The following is a 19,195-nucleotide window of genomic DNA, read 5'->3' on the forward strand; positions in this document are numbered from 1 at the left end:
CATGAAAAAAGTAATCATAAAAAAAATAATCGCAATTGTAGTCCTGTTTATAGGACTACAATCGTGTGACGAGCGAGAAAACTATATGGATGGTCCCGAAGTTCTCAATATTGTTGAAAATGTAATAATTAATAACAAAAGTGCCGAAGTAGATCATTTAGCTGGAAAAATAAATATAAGTTTAGTTGGAAACACAGATTTAAGTTCTGTTTTATTTGAAGCCACAGCACCCGAAGGCGTTACAATATTACCTTCCAGTGGTTCCAATCTTGATTTAAATAATCCAGTAGAAGTCATGGTAAGCAATGGTGTTTCTAATAGGGTTTATACCATTCATGCCACTTTATTGCCTTCTAAAATTGCATTTCTAGGGGACGGCGCAACCATTGCAGATATTGCAGATGATGATGTGAAAGCAGCAGCAGAATGGACACAAGCCACTTACGGAAGTGATTTTGTTTATGTCTCTTATGAAGGGTTAACCGATGACGCTTTAGATGGTGTCAATGTTATTGTATATGTATACGATAATGTTGGTTCATCAGCACAACCAGCTGCCCTGTTAGCTAACTTAAATGTGCTTTCTAAATTTTTTGTACAAGGAGGTAAAATAGTAGCAGGTTTACTTGGAACTGGTTTGGTTGAAGAATTAGGGAGAGACACTTCTGGCTTAAGAAATATTATTGGCACTGGTGCTGGTGGAGTTAATCCAGATACATGGGGAATTGGTTTTAGCGGCTCGCCTGTTTCTAATATTATCTCTAATGGTTTGGATTTCTATGATGCAAATAAAGCATATGTTATTAACTCAGGTTATAAAGAAGATCATAATGCTTTATGGAATTTGGGCTCTATTACATCTGCGCCTTATGCAACTTTTAATTCCCTTTATAATGCAGAGCCAATTGCTGCATGGGATTGGGCAGTTGAAGGACAAGGATTTGCGGGTATTGTTGTATGGAATCCTTGGGAAAGGTTTAAAGGGTACATGATCACCATTGGTATTGGTGGCATGGAATGGAGTATGAATGATGCTCGCGATAACCCTTATTTAAGTAATGTACAGAAGGTTTATAAAAATTCAATTGATTATTTAAGTAATAAGTAGTTTGAATTTAGTTTGAAGAACGGGCTGTTACAGCCTGTTCTTTTTTTAATTATGCAAATGCATTTTCTTACTGCTCGTTGACAAACATTAAAATCAAGATAACATGAATAGATCTATTATTCTTTTTTCAATTGTTCTTTGTTTTTTTTCTTGTAAGACAAACTCAAATTATTTAAAATTTGATTCAGATGTTCCAGGTTTAATACCTAAGGTGTTTGCAAAAAATATTATAAATGTAAATAATGAACATGTCGGATATTGTGAACTTTCAAACGATGGCTCAGAATTATATTATACAATAACTACTGATAAATGGTTTCCAACCAAGCTTCTAAAAGTTTCTTCTGATAATCTTCAAAAAAAAGATACTCTTAATCTAATTGAAAGTGATTTTGAAGGTGAACCGTGTTTTTCTAAAGACGGTAAAACATTTTTTTTTACAGCTGTGGTGCCTCCAAGCAATAACTGGTGGCATTCAGATATATTTTATAGGTATAAATTAGATGATGGTTGGAGTAGCCCTTATCGGTTAGATACACTAGTAAACAGCATATCAAGTGAGTGGAATATCTCTTGTGCAAAAGATGATGTTATATATTTTGCCTCAGAACGAGCAAAGGGCACAAATGCATGGAATGGTGATATTTATAAGGCAAAATATATGGGAGGTAAAGTAGAAGACCTTGAAAAGCTTCCAGAAATTATTAATACAGATTATCACGAAAGTGACCCATTAATTGCACCTGATGAAAGTTTTCTAATTTTTCATTCAAATCGACCTGGTGGATTTGGGATTAAGGATAAAGATATGGACATTGTTCACTGTGACTTATATATATCCTTCAATAAGGATGGAAAATGGACAAAACCAATGAACATGGGTCCCGAAATAAACACTTCTGGAATAGAAATGGCTCCAGCTTTAACCCCAGATGGTAAATACTTTCTATTTACAAGGCGTGAATCGATAAATACAAGCAGACCCTCATTAATTTATTGGGTTAGCACTAAAATATTCAAAAAATATAGAAGTAAATCCCTAATACATAGACATAGTATAGGCAATTAAATCTTATGCAAATAATATGAAAATAATTAATCAAATGAATAAAATATGAATATTTCTTATAAAATAGCGGTGTTTTTAATTATAACAAGCGTTTCGTTACAGGCTCAAAATATAGATATTAGTTTTGATGGGGAAAACTGGTATCATGAATTTCAAAATAAATATAAAGCACATCTTTACAATGCGCCATACAGTTTAAAATCTGAAACCCCTCATTTCCTTTGGAAACCAATTGGTTTAGGAGGGTCGCTTCTTTTCGATGGATACTCCACTTATATGGAGATTGAAAATGTTAAAATCCCTAATACATTTGATATAAGTTTCTGGATAGCACCAAGAGCTTTTGATAATGCCATAGATAATAAATTAGCGGCTATTATAGATTATGCTTCTAAAAAGGATGCCATAGGATTTAAAGTGGGTTTGATAAAACATGGCCAATTGGTTGTTCAATATGGTATGGGAAATGATGTGAAGCGTTTTATGAATGATCAATTATTTGTTCAAAAAAATGTATGGAATTTTGTTAACGTTATCCAAGATTCCCAAACTTTACGAGTCTTATTAAATGGAAAAGAATTGTTGAACGAACCATTAGATAGTTTGATAATTAATAAGCAATTTGATGGTAGTGATTATGTTTTGACAATTGGAAGAAATTCCGATGCCAGTGGTTTTGGAGACAAATTCAAATTCAATATGGTTAATGGGATTCTTGATGACATTTCAATAAGGCCTTTAAATGATTCCAGTAAGAAAAAGATTGATCTCGATTCACGTATAGAACAAGATATTACTAAATATCTAAGGTTGGATTATACAAAATTCGATGATGAATTTAGACCAAGATATCATGCCATTGCTCCAGCACATTGGATGAACGAGCCTCATGCACCATTATATTATAATGGCAAATACCATCTTTTTTATCAGCACAATCCTTTCGGTCCCTATTGGGGGCAAATTCATTGGGGGCATTGGGTTAGTGATGATATGGTGAATTGGAAGCATGCAGATATTGCTTTGGCTCCTGAAAAAGGAGAGCTTGATCCAGACGGAATCTGGTCAGGTTCTGCATATGTAGGTCCAAACGATACACCCATGCTGTTTTACACAGCTGGGAATGATGCAAAGGCAGAAAACCAATATACAGCAATAGCCATCCCAGAAGATAAAAGTGATAAAAATTTAATTGCTTGGAAAAAAACCGAAATTATAGTAGATAAACCGTCAGAGTATTTACATAACGAATTTCGAGATCCTTTTGTTTTCAAAATAGATGCCATGTATTACATGATTGTTGGTAGCGGCATTGCCAAAAAAGGAGGAACAGCTGTCTTGTTTGAATCTGAAAATGCTAAAAATTGGAACTATCTTCATCCATTTTATCAAACTGATATTAAAAAGTATCCATATATGGGAGGCGTTTGGGAGTTGCCCGTTTTTCTTCCTCTGCCAACAAAAGAAGGAAAAAGCACCAATAAATATGTTTTTATGGTATTGCCACTAAGAGATGCCGCAGATGTAGAAGTATTCTATTGGATTGGATCATTTGATAAAAAGAATAAAAAGTTTATCCCAGATCAAGAAGATCCTTCATTATTGGATTATGGGGATTTCGGATTTACAGGACAAAGTGGTTTGGTGGATCCAAAGACAAATAGGTCTATAATATTTTCAATAGCTCAAGGGAAATTTGGGACTGTTGATACGTATGATATGGGTTGGGCGCATAATGCAGGTTTGCCAATAAACCTCTGGCTTGGTAAAAACAATAAACTCAATTTTGCACCTATAAAGGAACTTAATTCCCTAAGAGAAAAACCTATAATTAACTGTGATAATTGCGAAATTTCAAAATTAAAAAATGATTTAAAAAATGTAGCAGGTGATCAACTTGAAATCATTTTAGAGTTTAAAGCAGGAAAGGATAAGCAGGGAATTATTGTTAGAAAGTCTAAAAACGGAAACCCTCAAGGGATGATTTATTATGACCCTACAACAGATTCTGTGGTTTTTGATAAAATACAGGACAATCCAGAACGAAAATTTACAGCCCTTAAAGCACCCATTTCAAAGCAAGAGGATATTAAGCTACATATTTTCTTAGATAAATCGATGATTGAAATTTATATCAATGATGAGGTTTCCATTACAGACCGCATTTATTTCACAGATACCGACGCAAAATATCTGGAATTAATAGGGTTTGAGAATGACCTTAAACTTAATAAATTTTATGTTTGGCCAATGAAGTCAATAGATTGGAGTTATGTGGAATCCTCAAAATGAACTTCAAGATTTTAAAATGAAAAAAGAAATGATATGTCAAAAGTAGTATGTTTTGGAGAAGTGTTGTGGGATGTATTTCCAACCCATAAAAAAATAGGGGGAGCGCCTTTAAATGTTGCCAATAGATTGCAAGCATTGGGAAATAATGTCACCATGATTAGCGCTATTGGTCAAGGTAAAAGTGGGTCTGAATTGCTTAAATACATTAAAGACGTAGGTATTGATACTAGTTGTATTCAAGTGCACAATGAGTACAAAACCGGCAAGGTAAAAGTGATGCTAAATGATAAGGGATCGGCGTCCTATGATATTAAATACCCAAGGGCTTGGGACAAAATAAGGTTAACAGAAATAAACAAAGGCGCTGTTAAGAATTCTGATGCGTTTGTTTTTGGCAGTTTGGCAGCAAGAGACGAAAGCTCTAGAAGCACATTGTACAAACTCATAGAACTTGCTAAATACAAAATTTTTGACCTTAATTTAAGATTGCCATATTATACCAAAGAGGTTTTAGTACATTTAATGAACAAAGCCGACTTTATAAAATTCAATGATGATGAGCTTTATGAAGTGAGCAAGTCAATGGGTTCTAAGTATAATTCATTAGAGCAAAACCTAATGTACATTGCAGACAAAACAAATACGAAACATATTTGTGTCACTAAAGGGCACCACGGAGCTGTATTATTATACAATGATAAACTTTATTACAATAGTGGCTTCATAATAAAAGTGATTGATACTGTTGGTGCTGGCGATTCGTTTTTAGGTTCGTTAATAAGCCTCCTGTTGCATAAAGTCAGTCCACAAGAAGCCATAGATTTTGCCTGTGCCGTTGGGGCCATGGTAGCTCAAAATGAAGGAGCCAATCCCGTATTGTTAAGGTCAGATATTGATGCATTTATAAATCCATATTAGTTATAAAGTTATTCAATAAAATGTTTATTAATAATCTGTATCGATTTTTTAGGACAGGACATGCCCTTAAAATGTTGCTTTTTTAGCTTTAAGAGGCTTTTTTAACCAATTATGCCCTTAAAGTCAATTATTTAATATTTAAAAACTCCAAGGGTCATTTTGCCAAAACGTCTTATAAATCTGCCTTAACGAAATCTGGATAGAAATATTCTAGGCAAAATCCGCTATATATTTAAAAAAATTATAACTTCGGAAATTGCCTAATAGAACGCGCTTAAACTTTTCAGCCAATTATAAAAAGTTTAGATGAGTTCATAATATATGAAATGATAAAGATTAACATGTTAGATCTCTTTAAGTGTATTGTTATAATAAACTTATTTTTTGTTTTTGGATGCTCAAATGTTTCTGAAACAAAAAAATACACTATAGGATTTTCCCAAACAGGAATTAATGATGAATGGCGGAAATCCATGAACCAAGCCATGGAAATCCAAGCAGGATTTTATCCCGAAATTGAACTTAAGATTCTTGATAGTGAAGATGATATAGATAACCAGATTGAAGATATAGAACAACTTATTTCTGAAAAGGTTGATTTATTAATAGTGTCTCCAATAAAATCCAAACCCATTACACCAATTGTTGAAAAAGCATTCAAAAGTGGTATTCCTGTTTTAATTGTTGATAGAAAAACGGACGGTGAAAATTACACAGCCTATTTAGGAGGTGATAATTATGAAGTTGGTACGAATGCGGCCAATTATTTAGCCTCTTTATCTACTGAACCTAAAAAAATAATTGAAATTAAAGGACTGTCAGGGTCTTCACCTGCTTTAGAACGTAGCTTAGGTTTTAATGATGTGATCAATTCAACCAAAAATCTGGAAGTTGTAAAAGCTATTGAGGGAAATTGGGAAAGTTATTCCATAAAAGACAGTTTGCGAGACGTATTGAATAGTGTAAAAAATGTCGATTACATATTTGTTCATAATGATAGAATGGCTTTAGGCGCTTGGGAAATTGTTAAAGAGAAAAGACTTCAAAATCAAATTAAAATTATTGGCGTGGATGGTTTAAATGGACCAAATGGTGGTGTGCAATTGGTTAAAGAAGGCAAATTAATGGCGACCATATTATATCCAACTGGAGGTGATGAGGCTATTCGTTTAGCATTAAAAATATTGAATGGCGAACGTGTTGCTAAAAACAATACGTTAAGCACAACGGTTATAGATTCTCGTAATGCCGATATTATGAGTAAACAATTTGATAAAATATACCAACAACAACAAGATATTGATTCTCAACAAATCAAACTAAAGAAACAGGAAGAGAGATATACGACGCAAAAACACACATTACAATTACTTTTGGCATTATTAATTATTAGTGTCGTTTTAGTAGTCTATAGTATTTATACCAGTAATAAAGTTAGAAAGAAAAAGCGTGAACTTGAATTACGAAATAAAAAAATTACTATTCAGCGAAATCAAATTAAAAAAATAGCGGAAGAAGTTAAAACTAGTAATGAAGCCAAGGTTAATTTTTTTACAGGCTTGTCACATGAGTTTAAAACACCCATAACGCTTATTTTATCATCAACCGAATCGTTAACGGAAAACAAAGTCATACGGGATAATAAATTATTGAATGAAGTGGGGTTGATTTATAACAACTCTAAACGGTTATTACGATTAATTAATCAGCTACTTGATTTTAGAAAAGTTGAAGATCGTAAGTTTATCTTGAAAGCGTCAAAAACGAATTTATACCAGTTTTCTGTTTTAATATTTAAAGATTTTGAACGAGAAGCACAAAAAAGGAATATCAATTTTACCATTTCGACCAATAACGAAGATTTATCGCTTTTTTTAGATAGAAATTTAATGGATAAAGTATATTTTAATTTATTATCCAATGCTTTTAAGTTTACTCCAAACAATGGTACCATTTCAATAGATATTGTAGATGAAGCAGAAAGCAATTTTGTAAAAATACATTTTAAAGATTCAGGAATCGGCATCCCGAAGAAAGAAATAGATAATGTTTTTCAAGCTTTTTTTCAAGGCTCAAATAATAATAAAGCAAGTTCAGGAATTGGGTTGCACCTCACCAAGGAATTTGTAGAAATGCACAAAGGAAGCATTGAAGTTTATTCAAAATATGGTACGGAATTTATAATTACACTGTACAAAGATAAGGTTCATTTAAATTCAGATGAAATTATATATGAGCCAGATATTATTGATGGCACCATTTTACATACTAGTCTAGAGTATGAAGACGATACGTTTTACAAACCATTAGTTATAAATGATGATGAGCATTATTCTGTGTTAATGATTGAAGACAATCTCGATCTGGTGAAATATTTAAAAGGTAAATTAGCTTCAGAATACAGTGTACATGTATCAGACGGCAGTGATGGTATAGAAATGGCATTAGAACTTATTCCGGATATTATTATTTGTGATATAAGCCTCCCTAATAAAACAGGCTTCGAAATATGTAACACTTTAAAGAAGGACTTAAGAACCTCCCATATTCCCATTATTATTTTAACTGCTTTAAACAATAAAGAAACTTATATTAAAGGCTTGGAATCTGGAGCAGATATATTCTTAACGAAACCATTTAGTTTCGCTATTTTATCACAATCAATAAAAACCCTTATCTATAATAGAGAAAAACTACGCTATTATTTTATTAATAATGTTCATAATATAGATGCTACTAACAATTTTGGATCTCTGGAGCAAGAGTTTATTTCGAATGTGAATAAAATAATTAATGATAATCTTGATAACTCTAAATTTTCTGTTGAAAATTTAGCCAGTCAGCTTAATATCTCCAGAATTCAACTTTATAGAAAAATGAAGGCTATTATGGATGTAAACGTTAGTGATTATATTCAAAATACCCGCCTTGATAGAGCTAAAATTTTGTTGCAGGATTCGCAATTAACAATTTCTGAAATAGCTTATGCTACGGGCTTTTCATCACCAAATTACTTTTCTACCAGTTTTAAAGGGAAATTTAATAAATCGCCCAAAGCGTTTCGAGAGGAGTGAATTTACATCTAAAAGTATCTTTTTCAATTAACATTTCTTAAATTTTAGCTATCTTTTTTGCTTAATAAGTTCGGTTCATGCCTAATTTTTGCTTAGTTGAGCAATTTAATAACCTTCTTTTTGTCAATTCAATAAATAGAGCGCTTCTTCTGTGTAACAATTTTGAACAAACCATGTTACAATTTTGAAACAGCTCTATTTTTATTAAACGAATTATTTTTTTAAAAGACTGATAAATAGATGATTGCATATTAATTAACATACGCTTAACAATTTTGTAGTCATTTGATACAAATCGAAAATACCGCAGCGGATGTTTAAGGTAACTTGGCAAGACTAAACTAAATACACCACCACGCAATGAACAGAAAGATATTGATCTGGTCCATTACTGCAGCACTTGCAGGTTTCCTATTTGGCTTTGACACCGTAGTTATCTCGGGTGCTGAAAAAAAACTACAACTATTATGGGGCTCATCCGATATGTTCCATGGCGTTGTCGTCATAGGCATGGCGCTTTGGGGCACTGTTGTTGGTGCCTTTTTCGGAGGGATTCCCACCAATAGGATCGGACGGAAAAACACCCTGATATGGATAGGTGTACTATATACCATATCCGCAGTAGGATCTGCTTTTGCCAATGACCCTTGGACGTTTGCGTTTTTTAGGTTTATAGGGGGACTGGGAGTTGGTGCATCAACAATCGCGGCTCCTGCATATATTTCAGAAATCGCTCCCGCAAAAGACAGAGGTAAGCTAGTTGGCCTTTACCAGTTCAACATCGTATTTGGAATCCTTATAGCCTTTTTATCAAACTACCTGTTAAATGACATCGGAGAGAATGCATGGCGCTGGATGGTGGGCGTGGAGGCCTTTCCTGCCGCTGCCTACACCGTATTCGCATTGACCATTCCAAAAAGCCCGAGATGGCTGCTCACCAAATTTAGAAACAGTGAGGCCAAAGGGGTGCTCCAAATTATAAACCCAAATGAAGATCCTGAAAAGCTCATGCTGGAGATCAAGGATGAGATGGACAACATGGTGCCCAACGAAAACATATTCCTGAAGAAGTATAGATTCCCACTGATCTTGGCATTCCTAATGGCATTTTTCAATCAATTGTCGGGAATCAACGCGCTGCTTTATTACGCGCCCAGGATTTTAACGGAAGCGGGCCTGGCGGAAAGCTCAGCACTATTGAGCAGTATAGGCGTTGGGGTGACCAACATGCTCTTTACGCTTTTGGGCATTTTCCTGATCGACAGGTTGGGAAGAAAACAACTGATGTACATCTGTTCCTTTGGTTACATCATATCCCTATCATTGGTTTCGGCAGCGTTCTTTTTCAATTGGGAAGGAAGCTTTATGCCCATATTCCTGTTCATGTTCATAGCCGCACATGCCATTGGGCAGGGCACCGTTATATGGGTATTCATTTCGGAGATCTTCCCAAACCACTTACGGGGCTATGGGCAATCATTCGGTAGCTCGGTGCACTGGGTCCTGGCGGCCGTCGTCCCTTCTTTGGTCCCTGTCCTGTTCTCAACTATTGGGGCAGGTATGGTATTTCTGTTCTTTACCATAATGATGGCGTTCCAATTGCTGTTCGTGATTTTTATGATGCCGGAAACCAAGGGCATATCCCTAGAAGAATTAAGCAAAAAACTAGTTAAATAAGATAAATAAATGAAACATCTGTGGTTAAAATTTCGTCACACAGCGGAATAATTATTATGGATGTTACATGTGACCATTGAAAAACAATAAATATAAACACATGAAAACCTTAAGAAAAACCAATCCCATTCTAATGCTTATGGTTTTGTTCTTACTTACCGGATGTAAGGATAAAGTCCAAAACAATCAAAATACAGACAGCACTGTAAACGTATCTTATTCTTATACGGAAGAAGAACTGTACCGTCCAAACTTTCATTTTACCCCTAAGAAGGCATGGATGAACGATCCTAACGGTATGTTTTACTACAATGGGTACTACCACTTATATTTTCAGTACCATCCAGAAAGTAATGTTTGGGGACCCATGCATTGGGGGCATGCTATAAGCACGGACATGATTACTTGGAAGGAGCAGCCCATAGCCATTTACCCAGATGAATTAGGTACTATATTTTCTGGAAGCGCAGTCGTTGATATTACTAATAGTTCTGGTTTTGGTGAAGTTAGTAATGCGGTGCCTATTGTAGCCATATATACCAATTCAAAAAAATTGGAAGGTGGCGATAACTGGAAGCAAACACAAAGTATTGCTTATAGCAATGACGAAGGGAAAACCTTTACTAAATACGAGAACAATCCAGTTATAGATAATGATAAACTAAAAGATTTTAGAGACCCAAAAGTAACATGGGATGAAAAAAGAAATAAGTGGGTCATGGTACTTGCTGCAGGCGATAGAATCATGTTCTATGATTCCAAAGACTTGAAAAAATGGAATCTACTTTCAGATTTCGGGCAAGGTATTGGTGGTCATGGTGGCGTTTGGGAGTGTCCGGATTTATTTCAATTACCCGTTTTAGGGACTGACGAATCCAAGTGGGTGCTTTTTGTAAGTATCAACCCAGGCGGTCCAAATGGAGGAAGTGCTACCCAATATTTTATAGGGGATTTTGATGGTACGACATTTAAAATGGATAAAGACTTTTCATTAGCACTCAATAAAGAGCACAATTACTGGATTGATTTTGGCAGAGATAATTATGCTGGTGTGTCATGGTACAATGCTAGAACAAAAGATGGAAGTGTCCTTATGTTAGGATGGATGTCCAATTGGGACTATGCCCAAAAAGTTCCAACCGAAGCTTGGAGAAGTTCAATGACTATCGCTAGAAAAGTACAGCTACAAAAAAACGAAAATGGGTATCGATTATTAATTAATCCCGTAAAGGAACTTACTGGTTATAGAAGTACAAAATATAAAAAGGAAAATATAGCAATTAAGGAAGATACAAAAATTATAGATTCTGATGCTATTGATTTAGCTAGCGCTGAAGTAAACTTTAATATTTCAGATTTAAAAGATAAAGGCTTCACTTTTAAACTTACCAATAAACAAGGCGACACTTTGGCCTTTGGGTATAATAGCAGCGATAAAAACTTTTTTGTAGACAGAAGGAAATCCGGTAAAACAGCCTTTTCAGAAAAGTTTGCCAGTCATGTTTCCAAGGCTAAAAGAACATCGCTAAATCCAGATTTGACAGGTACCATTATTCTCGATAAAACATCCATAGAACTGTTTTTTGATAATGGCGAAACCGTTATGACAGAAATATTTTTTCCGAATGCACCATTCGATAAACTAAGTATTGAACCTAAAGACCAAGAACTTGTTCTTGGCAACATTGAAATCCACAAACTAAATTTTAACTAAATTAATTTATTATGAAATTAAAACAACTTTTATTTCTGCCCGTATTTGCTTTTATAAGCGTTTGGGCACAAGCACAGGTAAGAGGTACGGTTACCTCCCAGGAAGATGGGATGCCTTTACCCGGTGTATCTGTAATTGTATCGGGCACAACCCAGGGTACCGCAACAGATTTTGACGGTAACTATGTACTGGAAAATGTTGATAAAAACGCCACATTGGTTTTTAGCTACATAGGTTTCAAAACCCAACAAACACAAATTAATGGACGTTCAGTATTAGATGTCGTTCTGGTAGTAGATGCCGCTGCACTTGATGAGATTGTAGTTACTGGATATTCCAGAGAAAGAAAAGTGGACGTAACTGGAGCGATTACGGTTGTAGAATTAGGGCCTACAGAAGGGACTAGTTTAAGCTCTGGTAGTGCGGTTCAAGGATTACAAGGGCGTGTACCAGGGCTATTTATAGAGAAAAATGGTGACCCAACAGGAACAACTAATAACGTTTTAATTCGTGGGGCAACTACTTTAGGTAATAATGCTCCTTTATATGTTATAGATGGTGTGCCAACGGTTAGACAAGAGATCCTCGCAAGTATGAACCCTAGTACCATAGAATCTGTTCAAGTACTAAAAGATGCTTCTGCTTCTTCGCTTTATGGAGCACGTGCGGGTAATGGTGTTATTATTGTTACAACAAAAAATAGTGCGAAGGCTGCTGGTGGTGAAAAGCTTAATGTCAGCATAAACTCTAATATTTCAGTGCTTTCTGAAAAAAAACAACGCTATGACATGCTAAATGCTCAACAAAGAGGTGAAGCATTATGGCAAGCTTCAGTTAACGATGGAGCGGATCCTAATGCAGGTTATGGAGAGATTTATAATTTTGATTGGAATGGGGATTTTAATAACCCAGTTTTGAATAGTGTAACTGTTCAGCCTTTTGTTGGTGGCGATACCAATGTGCCAGCAGGAGACACCGATTGGCAAGATGAACTTTATGAAACGGGGTATGTTTATAATAATGAAATCTCAGTTTCTGGTGGTACAGATAATTCATTTCACTTATTAAATATCGGGCATTTAAGAAATACAGGTATTTTAAAATTCACAGGATATGAAAGGGTTACAGCAAAGTTAAATTCTAATTTTAATTTGTTCGATAATAAATTGCGTATAGGTATTAATACACAATTTTCAACTTCCGATGAAACGTTAGCATCTCGAGATGTTGGTAGTGCGCCTACCCCAGGACTAGGCATTACTTTGGCACCTACTATACCAGTGTATGATGCCAATGGAGATTATGCAGGGCCATTAGGAGCTGGTTATTCTGATAGAAATAATCCAGTTTTGATGCAGGATTTAAATAAGTGGGATAATACGGATAGAACAAACATCTTTGGCAATATTTATGCAGAATTTGACATACTGAAAAACTTAACGTTTAGAACAAGTTTAGGTCTTGATTTCGGCGATTACAAAAAAAGAGATATTGAGCGTAGAGTTAGCAATGGGTTTATTACACGAGGGGATAATAGACTTATAGAGAACACTAATAAATTTACAAGTGTTGTATTTACTAATACATTGAATTATCAATTAGAACTTGGTGAAAACCATAAAATAGGCGTGTTATTAGGTGCAGAATCAATAAAAGATGATTTTGCAAGTGTTAATGCTTCGGCAAATACTTTTGCAGTTGAAACAGAATCTTTTTTCCAATTAAATGCTGCAACAGGGGCACGTACAAATAGTGGGTCATCCACCGGAAGTAGATTGTTATCACAGTTTGGTAAAATAAACTATGCATTTCAAGACAGGTATTTAGCATCTTTTACACTGCGCAGGGATGGATCTTCAAGATTTGGAGCGGATAACAGATATGGTATTTTCCCAGCGGCTACAGTTGGTTGGAGACTTAGTAATGAAGAGTTTTGGAAAGATAATGATATTGTAAACTCATTGAAATTAAGAGCAGGTTATGGAGAAGTAGGTAACCAATCAATTGGTGATGTAGCGCGTTTTGGTTTATTTGAATCTAGATATGGGCCTAACCAAAATCAATTTGTGCCAGACTTTTTTAATATCTATTATAATGTAGGAACTGCTTATGACTTGTCTGGGATCAATACAGGTAACTTACCTTCTGGTTTTGTCTCTATACAGGCAGCAAATCCAGCATTAAAATGGGAAACCACAAAAGAATTGAATCTTGGTGTTGATTTTACTTTATTCAACAATAATGTGGTAGGATCTTTTGATTATTTTACAAGGGAAACAAGCGATATCTTAACAACACCACCAATTGCATCCGTAGTTGGAGAAGGACAACAAAGAGTATTAAATGGAGCTACAACGGAAACTAATGGATGGGAATTATCTTTAGGGTATTCCAAAACGTTTAATAATGGTCTTTCCATGACGGTATCTACTAATTTCGGTGCTTTTAAAGACAAAATTACTCAATTGCCAGAGGAGGTAGTATCATCTTACCCTGGTACTGTAGATAATTCTATTATTGGTCATTCCCAATTCTCTATTTTTGGTTATAAAACAGCTGGGTTATTTCAAAGTCAAGCAGATATCGATGCAAGTCCGACACAACTTGCTGCTAGACCAGGAGGGTTAAAATTCCAAGATTTAGATGGCAATGGAAGTATTGGTGCAGAAGACAGAGATTTTTTAGGTACAACTTTACCAGACTTAGAGTATGGTATTCGTATCGATTTAAACTACAAGAACTTTGATCTTTCTATATTTGGGTCAGGTGTAGCTGGAAGAATAGGGCAAGATCCATACATATTCTGGAATAATTTTGTGCAAGGTAGAGAAAATGCGGGTCTTGGAGTATTAGATGCATGGACCCCTAATAACACTGGGTCTTCAATTCCATCTTTGTCGTTAGCGTTTAATGATTTAAGAACTTCCGACTATTTATTCAGAAAAAATTCTTATTTCAAAATTAGAAACTTACAATTAGGTTATTCGTTCCCAGAAGAAATGATAAGCAAATGGGCTGGAATGACAGGATTGAGGCTTTATTTTCAAGGTGAAAACTTATTCTGGTTTACACCAAAAGATTATATAGGTGCAGACCCAGAACGAACAAATGTAGATAACATTCCGGTTCCAACAACACTTTCACTTGGGCTAAACATAAACTTTTAAAAATTGAATAACATGAAAAACATAAAAACATTTTTATTTGGAATTATGGCGGCGTTTGTTGTTGTAAGTTGTTCCAAAGATTTTTTAGAATACGAACCAGAAGGGGTATTATCTAATGAAAACGTAGCAACTTCAGAAAATGCTGAAGCTTTAGTAGTCGCTGCGTATGCTGGCATAGCTAACGACGAAATGGTAGGGCCGCTAACTCATATGTGGGTATATGGTAGTGTGAGATCTGATGATGCTTATAAAGGCGGTGGTGGCCGTGGAGACGTTGATATTATTGATCGCTACGAACAATACAACTTAACTATTGCGGACGACCCATCAGACTGGATGGGACCAAGAACTTGGACAAATTATTACAAAGCCATATCTAGAGCTAATTTTGCATTATCAGTAATCAATGATATTCCTGACGCAGAATATGCAAACAAAACTTTAAGACAAGCTGAATTACGTTTTTTAAGAGCACATTCTCATTTTATGCTTAAATTATTGTTCAAAAAAATACCTTATATCACTGAAGGTTTGTCACAAGAAGAACTTTTACAAATTTCGAATGATGTTGATAATGATGCTTTATGGAATACCATTGCTGATGATTTCTTATTTGCATATAACAATTTACCACAAGCTCAAGAACAAGTTGGTAGAGCCGATAAAAATGCGGCAGCAGCTTATTTAGCTAAGTTGCGTTTGTATCAAGCTTATGAGCAAAACGATACGCATCAGGTAACCAATATCAATGCAACAAGATTACAAGAAGTGATTGATTATGCCGATGATGTTACAGGAGCTTTGGAAGCAGACTATGGAAACAACTTTTTAGACGGATTTGATAACGGTTCAGAATCTATTTGGGCAGCTCAATTTTCAATAAACGACGGAACTGTAGTGAGTAGGGTAAGTTTTGTTACAGGATTAAATTCGCCTCACGGAACAGGGCTTTATGGCTGCTGTGGTTTCCACTTAGCGAGTCATAATATGGTCAATGCATTTAAAACCGATGTGGTTACTGGACTCCCTTTGTTAGATACGTTTAATAATAGTAATATTTTTAATGTTGTTGATGGCAATGGGGAAACGCCATTGGCATCAGGCATTACTTTAGATCCGAGAATTGACCATACGGTTGGTATTCCCGGTCGTCCGTTTAAATACCGCAATACAGTTAAAACTGATGGTGACATGATTTACAATTTTAGTTGGGCAAGAGATCCAGGAGTGTATGGCTATTTTGGAAACATGAAAGAGCAACAAGCGCCAGATTGTTCATGTTACGTAAAAGAAGGACCCTTTGTAGGTACTTCTAAAAATGTTGATTTTATACGTTATGCCGATGTGTTATTGTTTAAAGCTGAAGCGTTAATTCAATTAAATCAAGTTGATGAAGGTGTCGCAATTATTAATCAAATTAGAACACGTGCAGCAGCAAGTACTCAAAGACAAATTGACGCTGGAGCTTCAGATGTTTATAATGTTGGCATGTACCCCATGGGAATGTCTAAGGCAGATGCGTTTAAAGCGTTAATGTTTGAAAGAAGATTAGAGTTTGGTATGGAAGGACCAAGATTCTTTGATTTGGTAAGATGGGGCATGGCAGAACCTGTACTTAATGCGTATTTGGCGGTTGAAAAAACAAGAAAAGATTTTCTTGCTAATGCTCAGTTTACTGCAGGACGCGATGAGTATTATCCAATACCACAAAGAGAGATTGATTTTACAGGAGGTTTATATAAACAAAACCCTGGATATTAATTTTAATTATAAAATTGTTTAGTTTTTTGAGTTGGTTTTTTTAAATTAAGAGGGTGTTTATGTTTAATTAAACACCCTTTTAAACTTTTAAATCGAATAATATGTCTAAAATAACATGTTTTGGAGAAGTCTTATGGGATGTGTTTCCTACCCATAAGAAAATTGGTGGAGCCCCTTTAAATGTTGCTAGTAGGTTGCAATCATTTAACCATGATGTAACGATGGTGAGTGCTATTGGGCAAGGAGAAAGTGGGTCTAAAATTATGCAATATCTTAAAGACTGTGGTATAGATACAAGTTGTATTCAAGTACATAATGAGTATAAAACCGGAAAGGTTAAAGTCATGCTGAATGACAAAGGATCTGCATCTTACGACATTAAATATCCTAGAGCTTGGGACAAAATAAGGTTGACGGAAATAAATAAAAAGGCTGTTGAAAGCTCAGATGCTTTTGTTTTTGGGAGTTTGGCGGCAAGAGATGACAGTTCTAGAAAGACCTTGTACGAACTCATTGAACGTGCCAAATACAAGATTTTTGATCTCAATTTAAGACCGCCTTACTATACTAAAGACGTTTTATTTTATTTAATGGATAAAGCAGATTTTATAAAATTTAATGATGATGAGCTTTATGAAGTAAGTAAATATATGGGCTCTAAATACCATTCGTTGGAGCAAAACCTCATGTTTGTTGCAGAAAAAACAAAGGCAAAACAGATATGTGTCACCAAAGGGGAACATGGCGCCGTTTTATTATATAATGGCGAACTATTTTATAATAGTGGTTTTCTTATAAAAGTGATAGACACCGTAGGCGCTGGAGATTCTTTCTTGGGGTCTTTAATTAGTCAATTACTCAATAAAGTTGAACCTCAGGAAGCTATTGATTTTGCATGTGCTGTAGGTGCTTTGGTTGCCCAGAGAGAAGGTGCAAATCCAAAAATAACACCATCTGAAATAGACGCTTTTATGAACCCATATTAGTAATAAAGGTTTTTTTTGAATGAGTTATCATGGTTGTCCGATAAAACTTTTACAATTCTCTGCAAACACAGTGATAATGGTTTTTTAAAGGGATTACTGATTGTGCCCTTGTTTTTTTTAATTTCCTTATTGTAGGGGCACAAAATCAACTATCTATGCATAGGCTGTTTATTCAGGTGATTTTTTAATGACGGTCGGTATAAATACTGAGATAGATACTAAACGAACAAGTGTCGTGCTGTTAATCAATGAGGTGGAATAACATATTTTAAAAAGTAAAGCAACTTTAGTTTTTATTTCGGTAGTCTACCATTTTTCTTCCTGTTCATCTTTTTATGCTATAAGTTTAATAAACAAATGTTTATAAAAAAAACAAGACTAACTTCTTGCAGTTAAAAAGAATTATTATATTTGCAAACCAGAACAGAACAGAACAGTTGATGTTTTTTGATTTAAATTTCAATAGCGAGATACCTAAGTATCAGCAATTAGTGAATGCCATTAATGACGCACTTGCTAATAATACGCTGTCTAGTGGTGATGCATTACCTTCGGTCAATGCTATTTGCAGCGACTATAAATTATCTAGAGATACCGTTTTTAAAGCCTATTCTATTTTAAAAGAAAATGGGGTTGTGGAATCTGTACCTAATAAAGGATATTTTGTGGCTAATGATACCAGAAAGGTGCTTTTGGTTTTAGATACCTTTAAAGCCTATAAAGAGGTTTTATACCATGCATTTGTTAATAATTTACCCAAAAAAGTTATTGTAGATGTGCAATTCCATCATTATAACATCAACAATTTCAAAACCATTTTAAATAACAGTAAAGGGAAGTATTTTAAATATGTCGTGATGACTTTCGACCATAAAGAGGTGCCAAGCGTCTTGTCTGATTTTGATAATGACAAACTGTTGTTAATCGATTGGAACGTCTATTCAAAAGCATCAAACAACTATGTGTTTCAAGATTTTGGAAGCGCATTTTACGACGCCTTAAAAGAAGCTATTGAACCTTTTAAAAAATATAAAAAACTGGTTTTTGTATATCCAACATTCACCAAGCATCCAACAGAATCGGTTGCTTACTTTAAACAATTTTGTGAAACCAAAAAGTTTAAATATAAAATCGTCACAGATCCTGCTGATTTTAACGTTGTAAAAGGAGAAGCCTACATAAGTGTGAGTGATAGAATACTCGGAACTTTTTTAGAACAATGCAGAGCCAACAATTTTGAACCAGGTACCGATGTAGGCTTCTTGTCTTATAATGAAACCCCGATGAAAAAATTCATTTATAAAGGCATTTCGGTAGTTTCAACCGATTTTAAAGCACTGGGTGGTAAAGCTGCAGAGTTTATTAATCAAGAAACGTCAATACAAACATATATACCAACTAAATTAATATTAAGAGAATCATTATAAAT

At 34.8% G+C, this 19,195-nt stretch carries 11 protein-coding genes; all 11 read left to right on the forward strand.

Annotated features, from left to right (window positions below; all coding sequences use genetic code 11):
- Position 1 precedes the first annotated feature (1 nt).
- The 11 genes from CJ739_RS10025 to CJ739_RS10075 all read left to right on the forward strand — a co-directional run bounded on the left by CJ739_RS10025 (position 2) and on the right by CJ739_RS10075 (position 19,193).
- The gene (locus CJ739_RS10025) at positions 2-1,108 is read left to right on the forward strand and encodes a DUF4960 domain-containing protein (protein WP_117174896.1); all 1,107 of its coding nucleotides are present in this window, start codon (positions 2-4) and stop codon (positions 1,106-1,108) included.
- Positions 1,109-1,211: 103 nt separating this feature from the next.
- Positions 1,212-2,177: a TolB family protein gene (locus CJ739_RS10030; protein WP_117174898.1), complete on the forward strand. Its 966-nt coding sequence runs from the start codon at positions 1,212-1,214 to the stop codon at positions 2,175-2,177.
- Between the two features lie 45 nt (positions 2,178-2,222).
- Positions 2,223-4,469 (forward strand): glycoside hydrolase family 32 protein, encoded by a 2,247-nt coding sequence (locus CJ739_RS10035; RefSeq protein WP_117174900.1) that lies wholly within the window; start codon positions 2,223-2,225, stop codon positions 4,467-4,469.
- 33 nt (positions 4,470-4,502) lie between these two features.
- Positions 4,503-5,387, forward strand: a complete 885-nt coding sequence (locus CJ739_RS10040; protein ID WP_117174902.1) for a carbohydrate kinase family protein — start codon at positions 4,503-4,505, stop codon at positions 5,385-5,387.
- A gap of 326 nt (positions 5,388-5,713) precedes the next feature.
- Positions 5,714-8,461, forward strand: a complete 2,748-nt coding sequence (locus tag CJ739_RS10045) for a hybrid sensor histidine kinase/response regulator transcription factor (protein WP_236951645.1) — start codon at positions 5,714-5,716, stop codon at positions 8,459-8,461.
- A 360-nt stretch (positions 8,462-8,821) separates the two neighbouring features.
- Entirely contained in the window at positions 8,822-10,138 is a 1,317-nt protein-coding gene (locus CJ739_RS10050; RefSeq protein ID WP_117174906.1) for a sugar porter family MFS transporter, read from the forward strand.
- Between the two features lie 100 nt (positions 10,139-10,238).
- A complete protein-coding gene (locus tag CJ739_RS10055; RefSeq protein ID WP_117174908.1) occupies positions 10,239-11,852 on the forward strand; it encodes a glycoside hydrolase family 32 protein in 1,614 nt (537 codons plus the stop codon).
- Between the two features lie 11 nt (positions 11,853-11,863).
- Entirely contained in the window at positions 11,864-15,019 is a 3,156-nt protein-coding gene (locus tag CJ739_RS10060; RefSeq protein WP_117174910.1) for a SusC/RagA family TonB-linked outer membrane protein, read from the forward strand.
- Positions 15,020-15,031: 12 nt separating this feature from the next.
- Positions 15,032-16,780, forward strand: a complete 1,749-nt coding sequence (locus tag CJ739_RS10065; RefSeq protein WP_117174912.1) for a RagB/SusD family nutrient uptake outer membrane protein — start codon at positions 15,032-15,034, stop codon at positions 16,778-16,780.
- A gap of 101 nt (positions 16,781-16,881) precedes the next feature.
- Positions 16,882-17,766, forward strand: a complete 885-nt coding sequence (locus CJ739_RS10070; protein ID WP_117174914.1) for a carbohydrate kinase family protein — start codon at positions 16,882-16,884, stop codon at positions 17,764-17,766.
- 386 nt (positions 17,767-18,152) lie between these two features.
- Complete coding sequence (locus tag CJ739_RS10075; RefSeq protein ID WP_335645422.1) at positions 18,153-19,193, forward strand: GntR family transcriptional regulator; 1,041 nt, start codon at positions 18,153-18,155, stop codon at positions 19,191-19,193.
- Positions 19,194-19,195 lie beyond the last annotated feature (2 nt).

It is taken from the genome of Mariniflexile sp. TRM1-10 (assembly GCF_003425985.1).
GTDB lineage: Bacteria > Bacteroidota > Bacteroidia > Flavobacteriales > Flavobacteriaceae > Mariniflexile.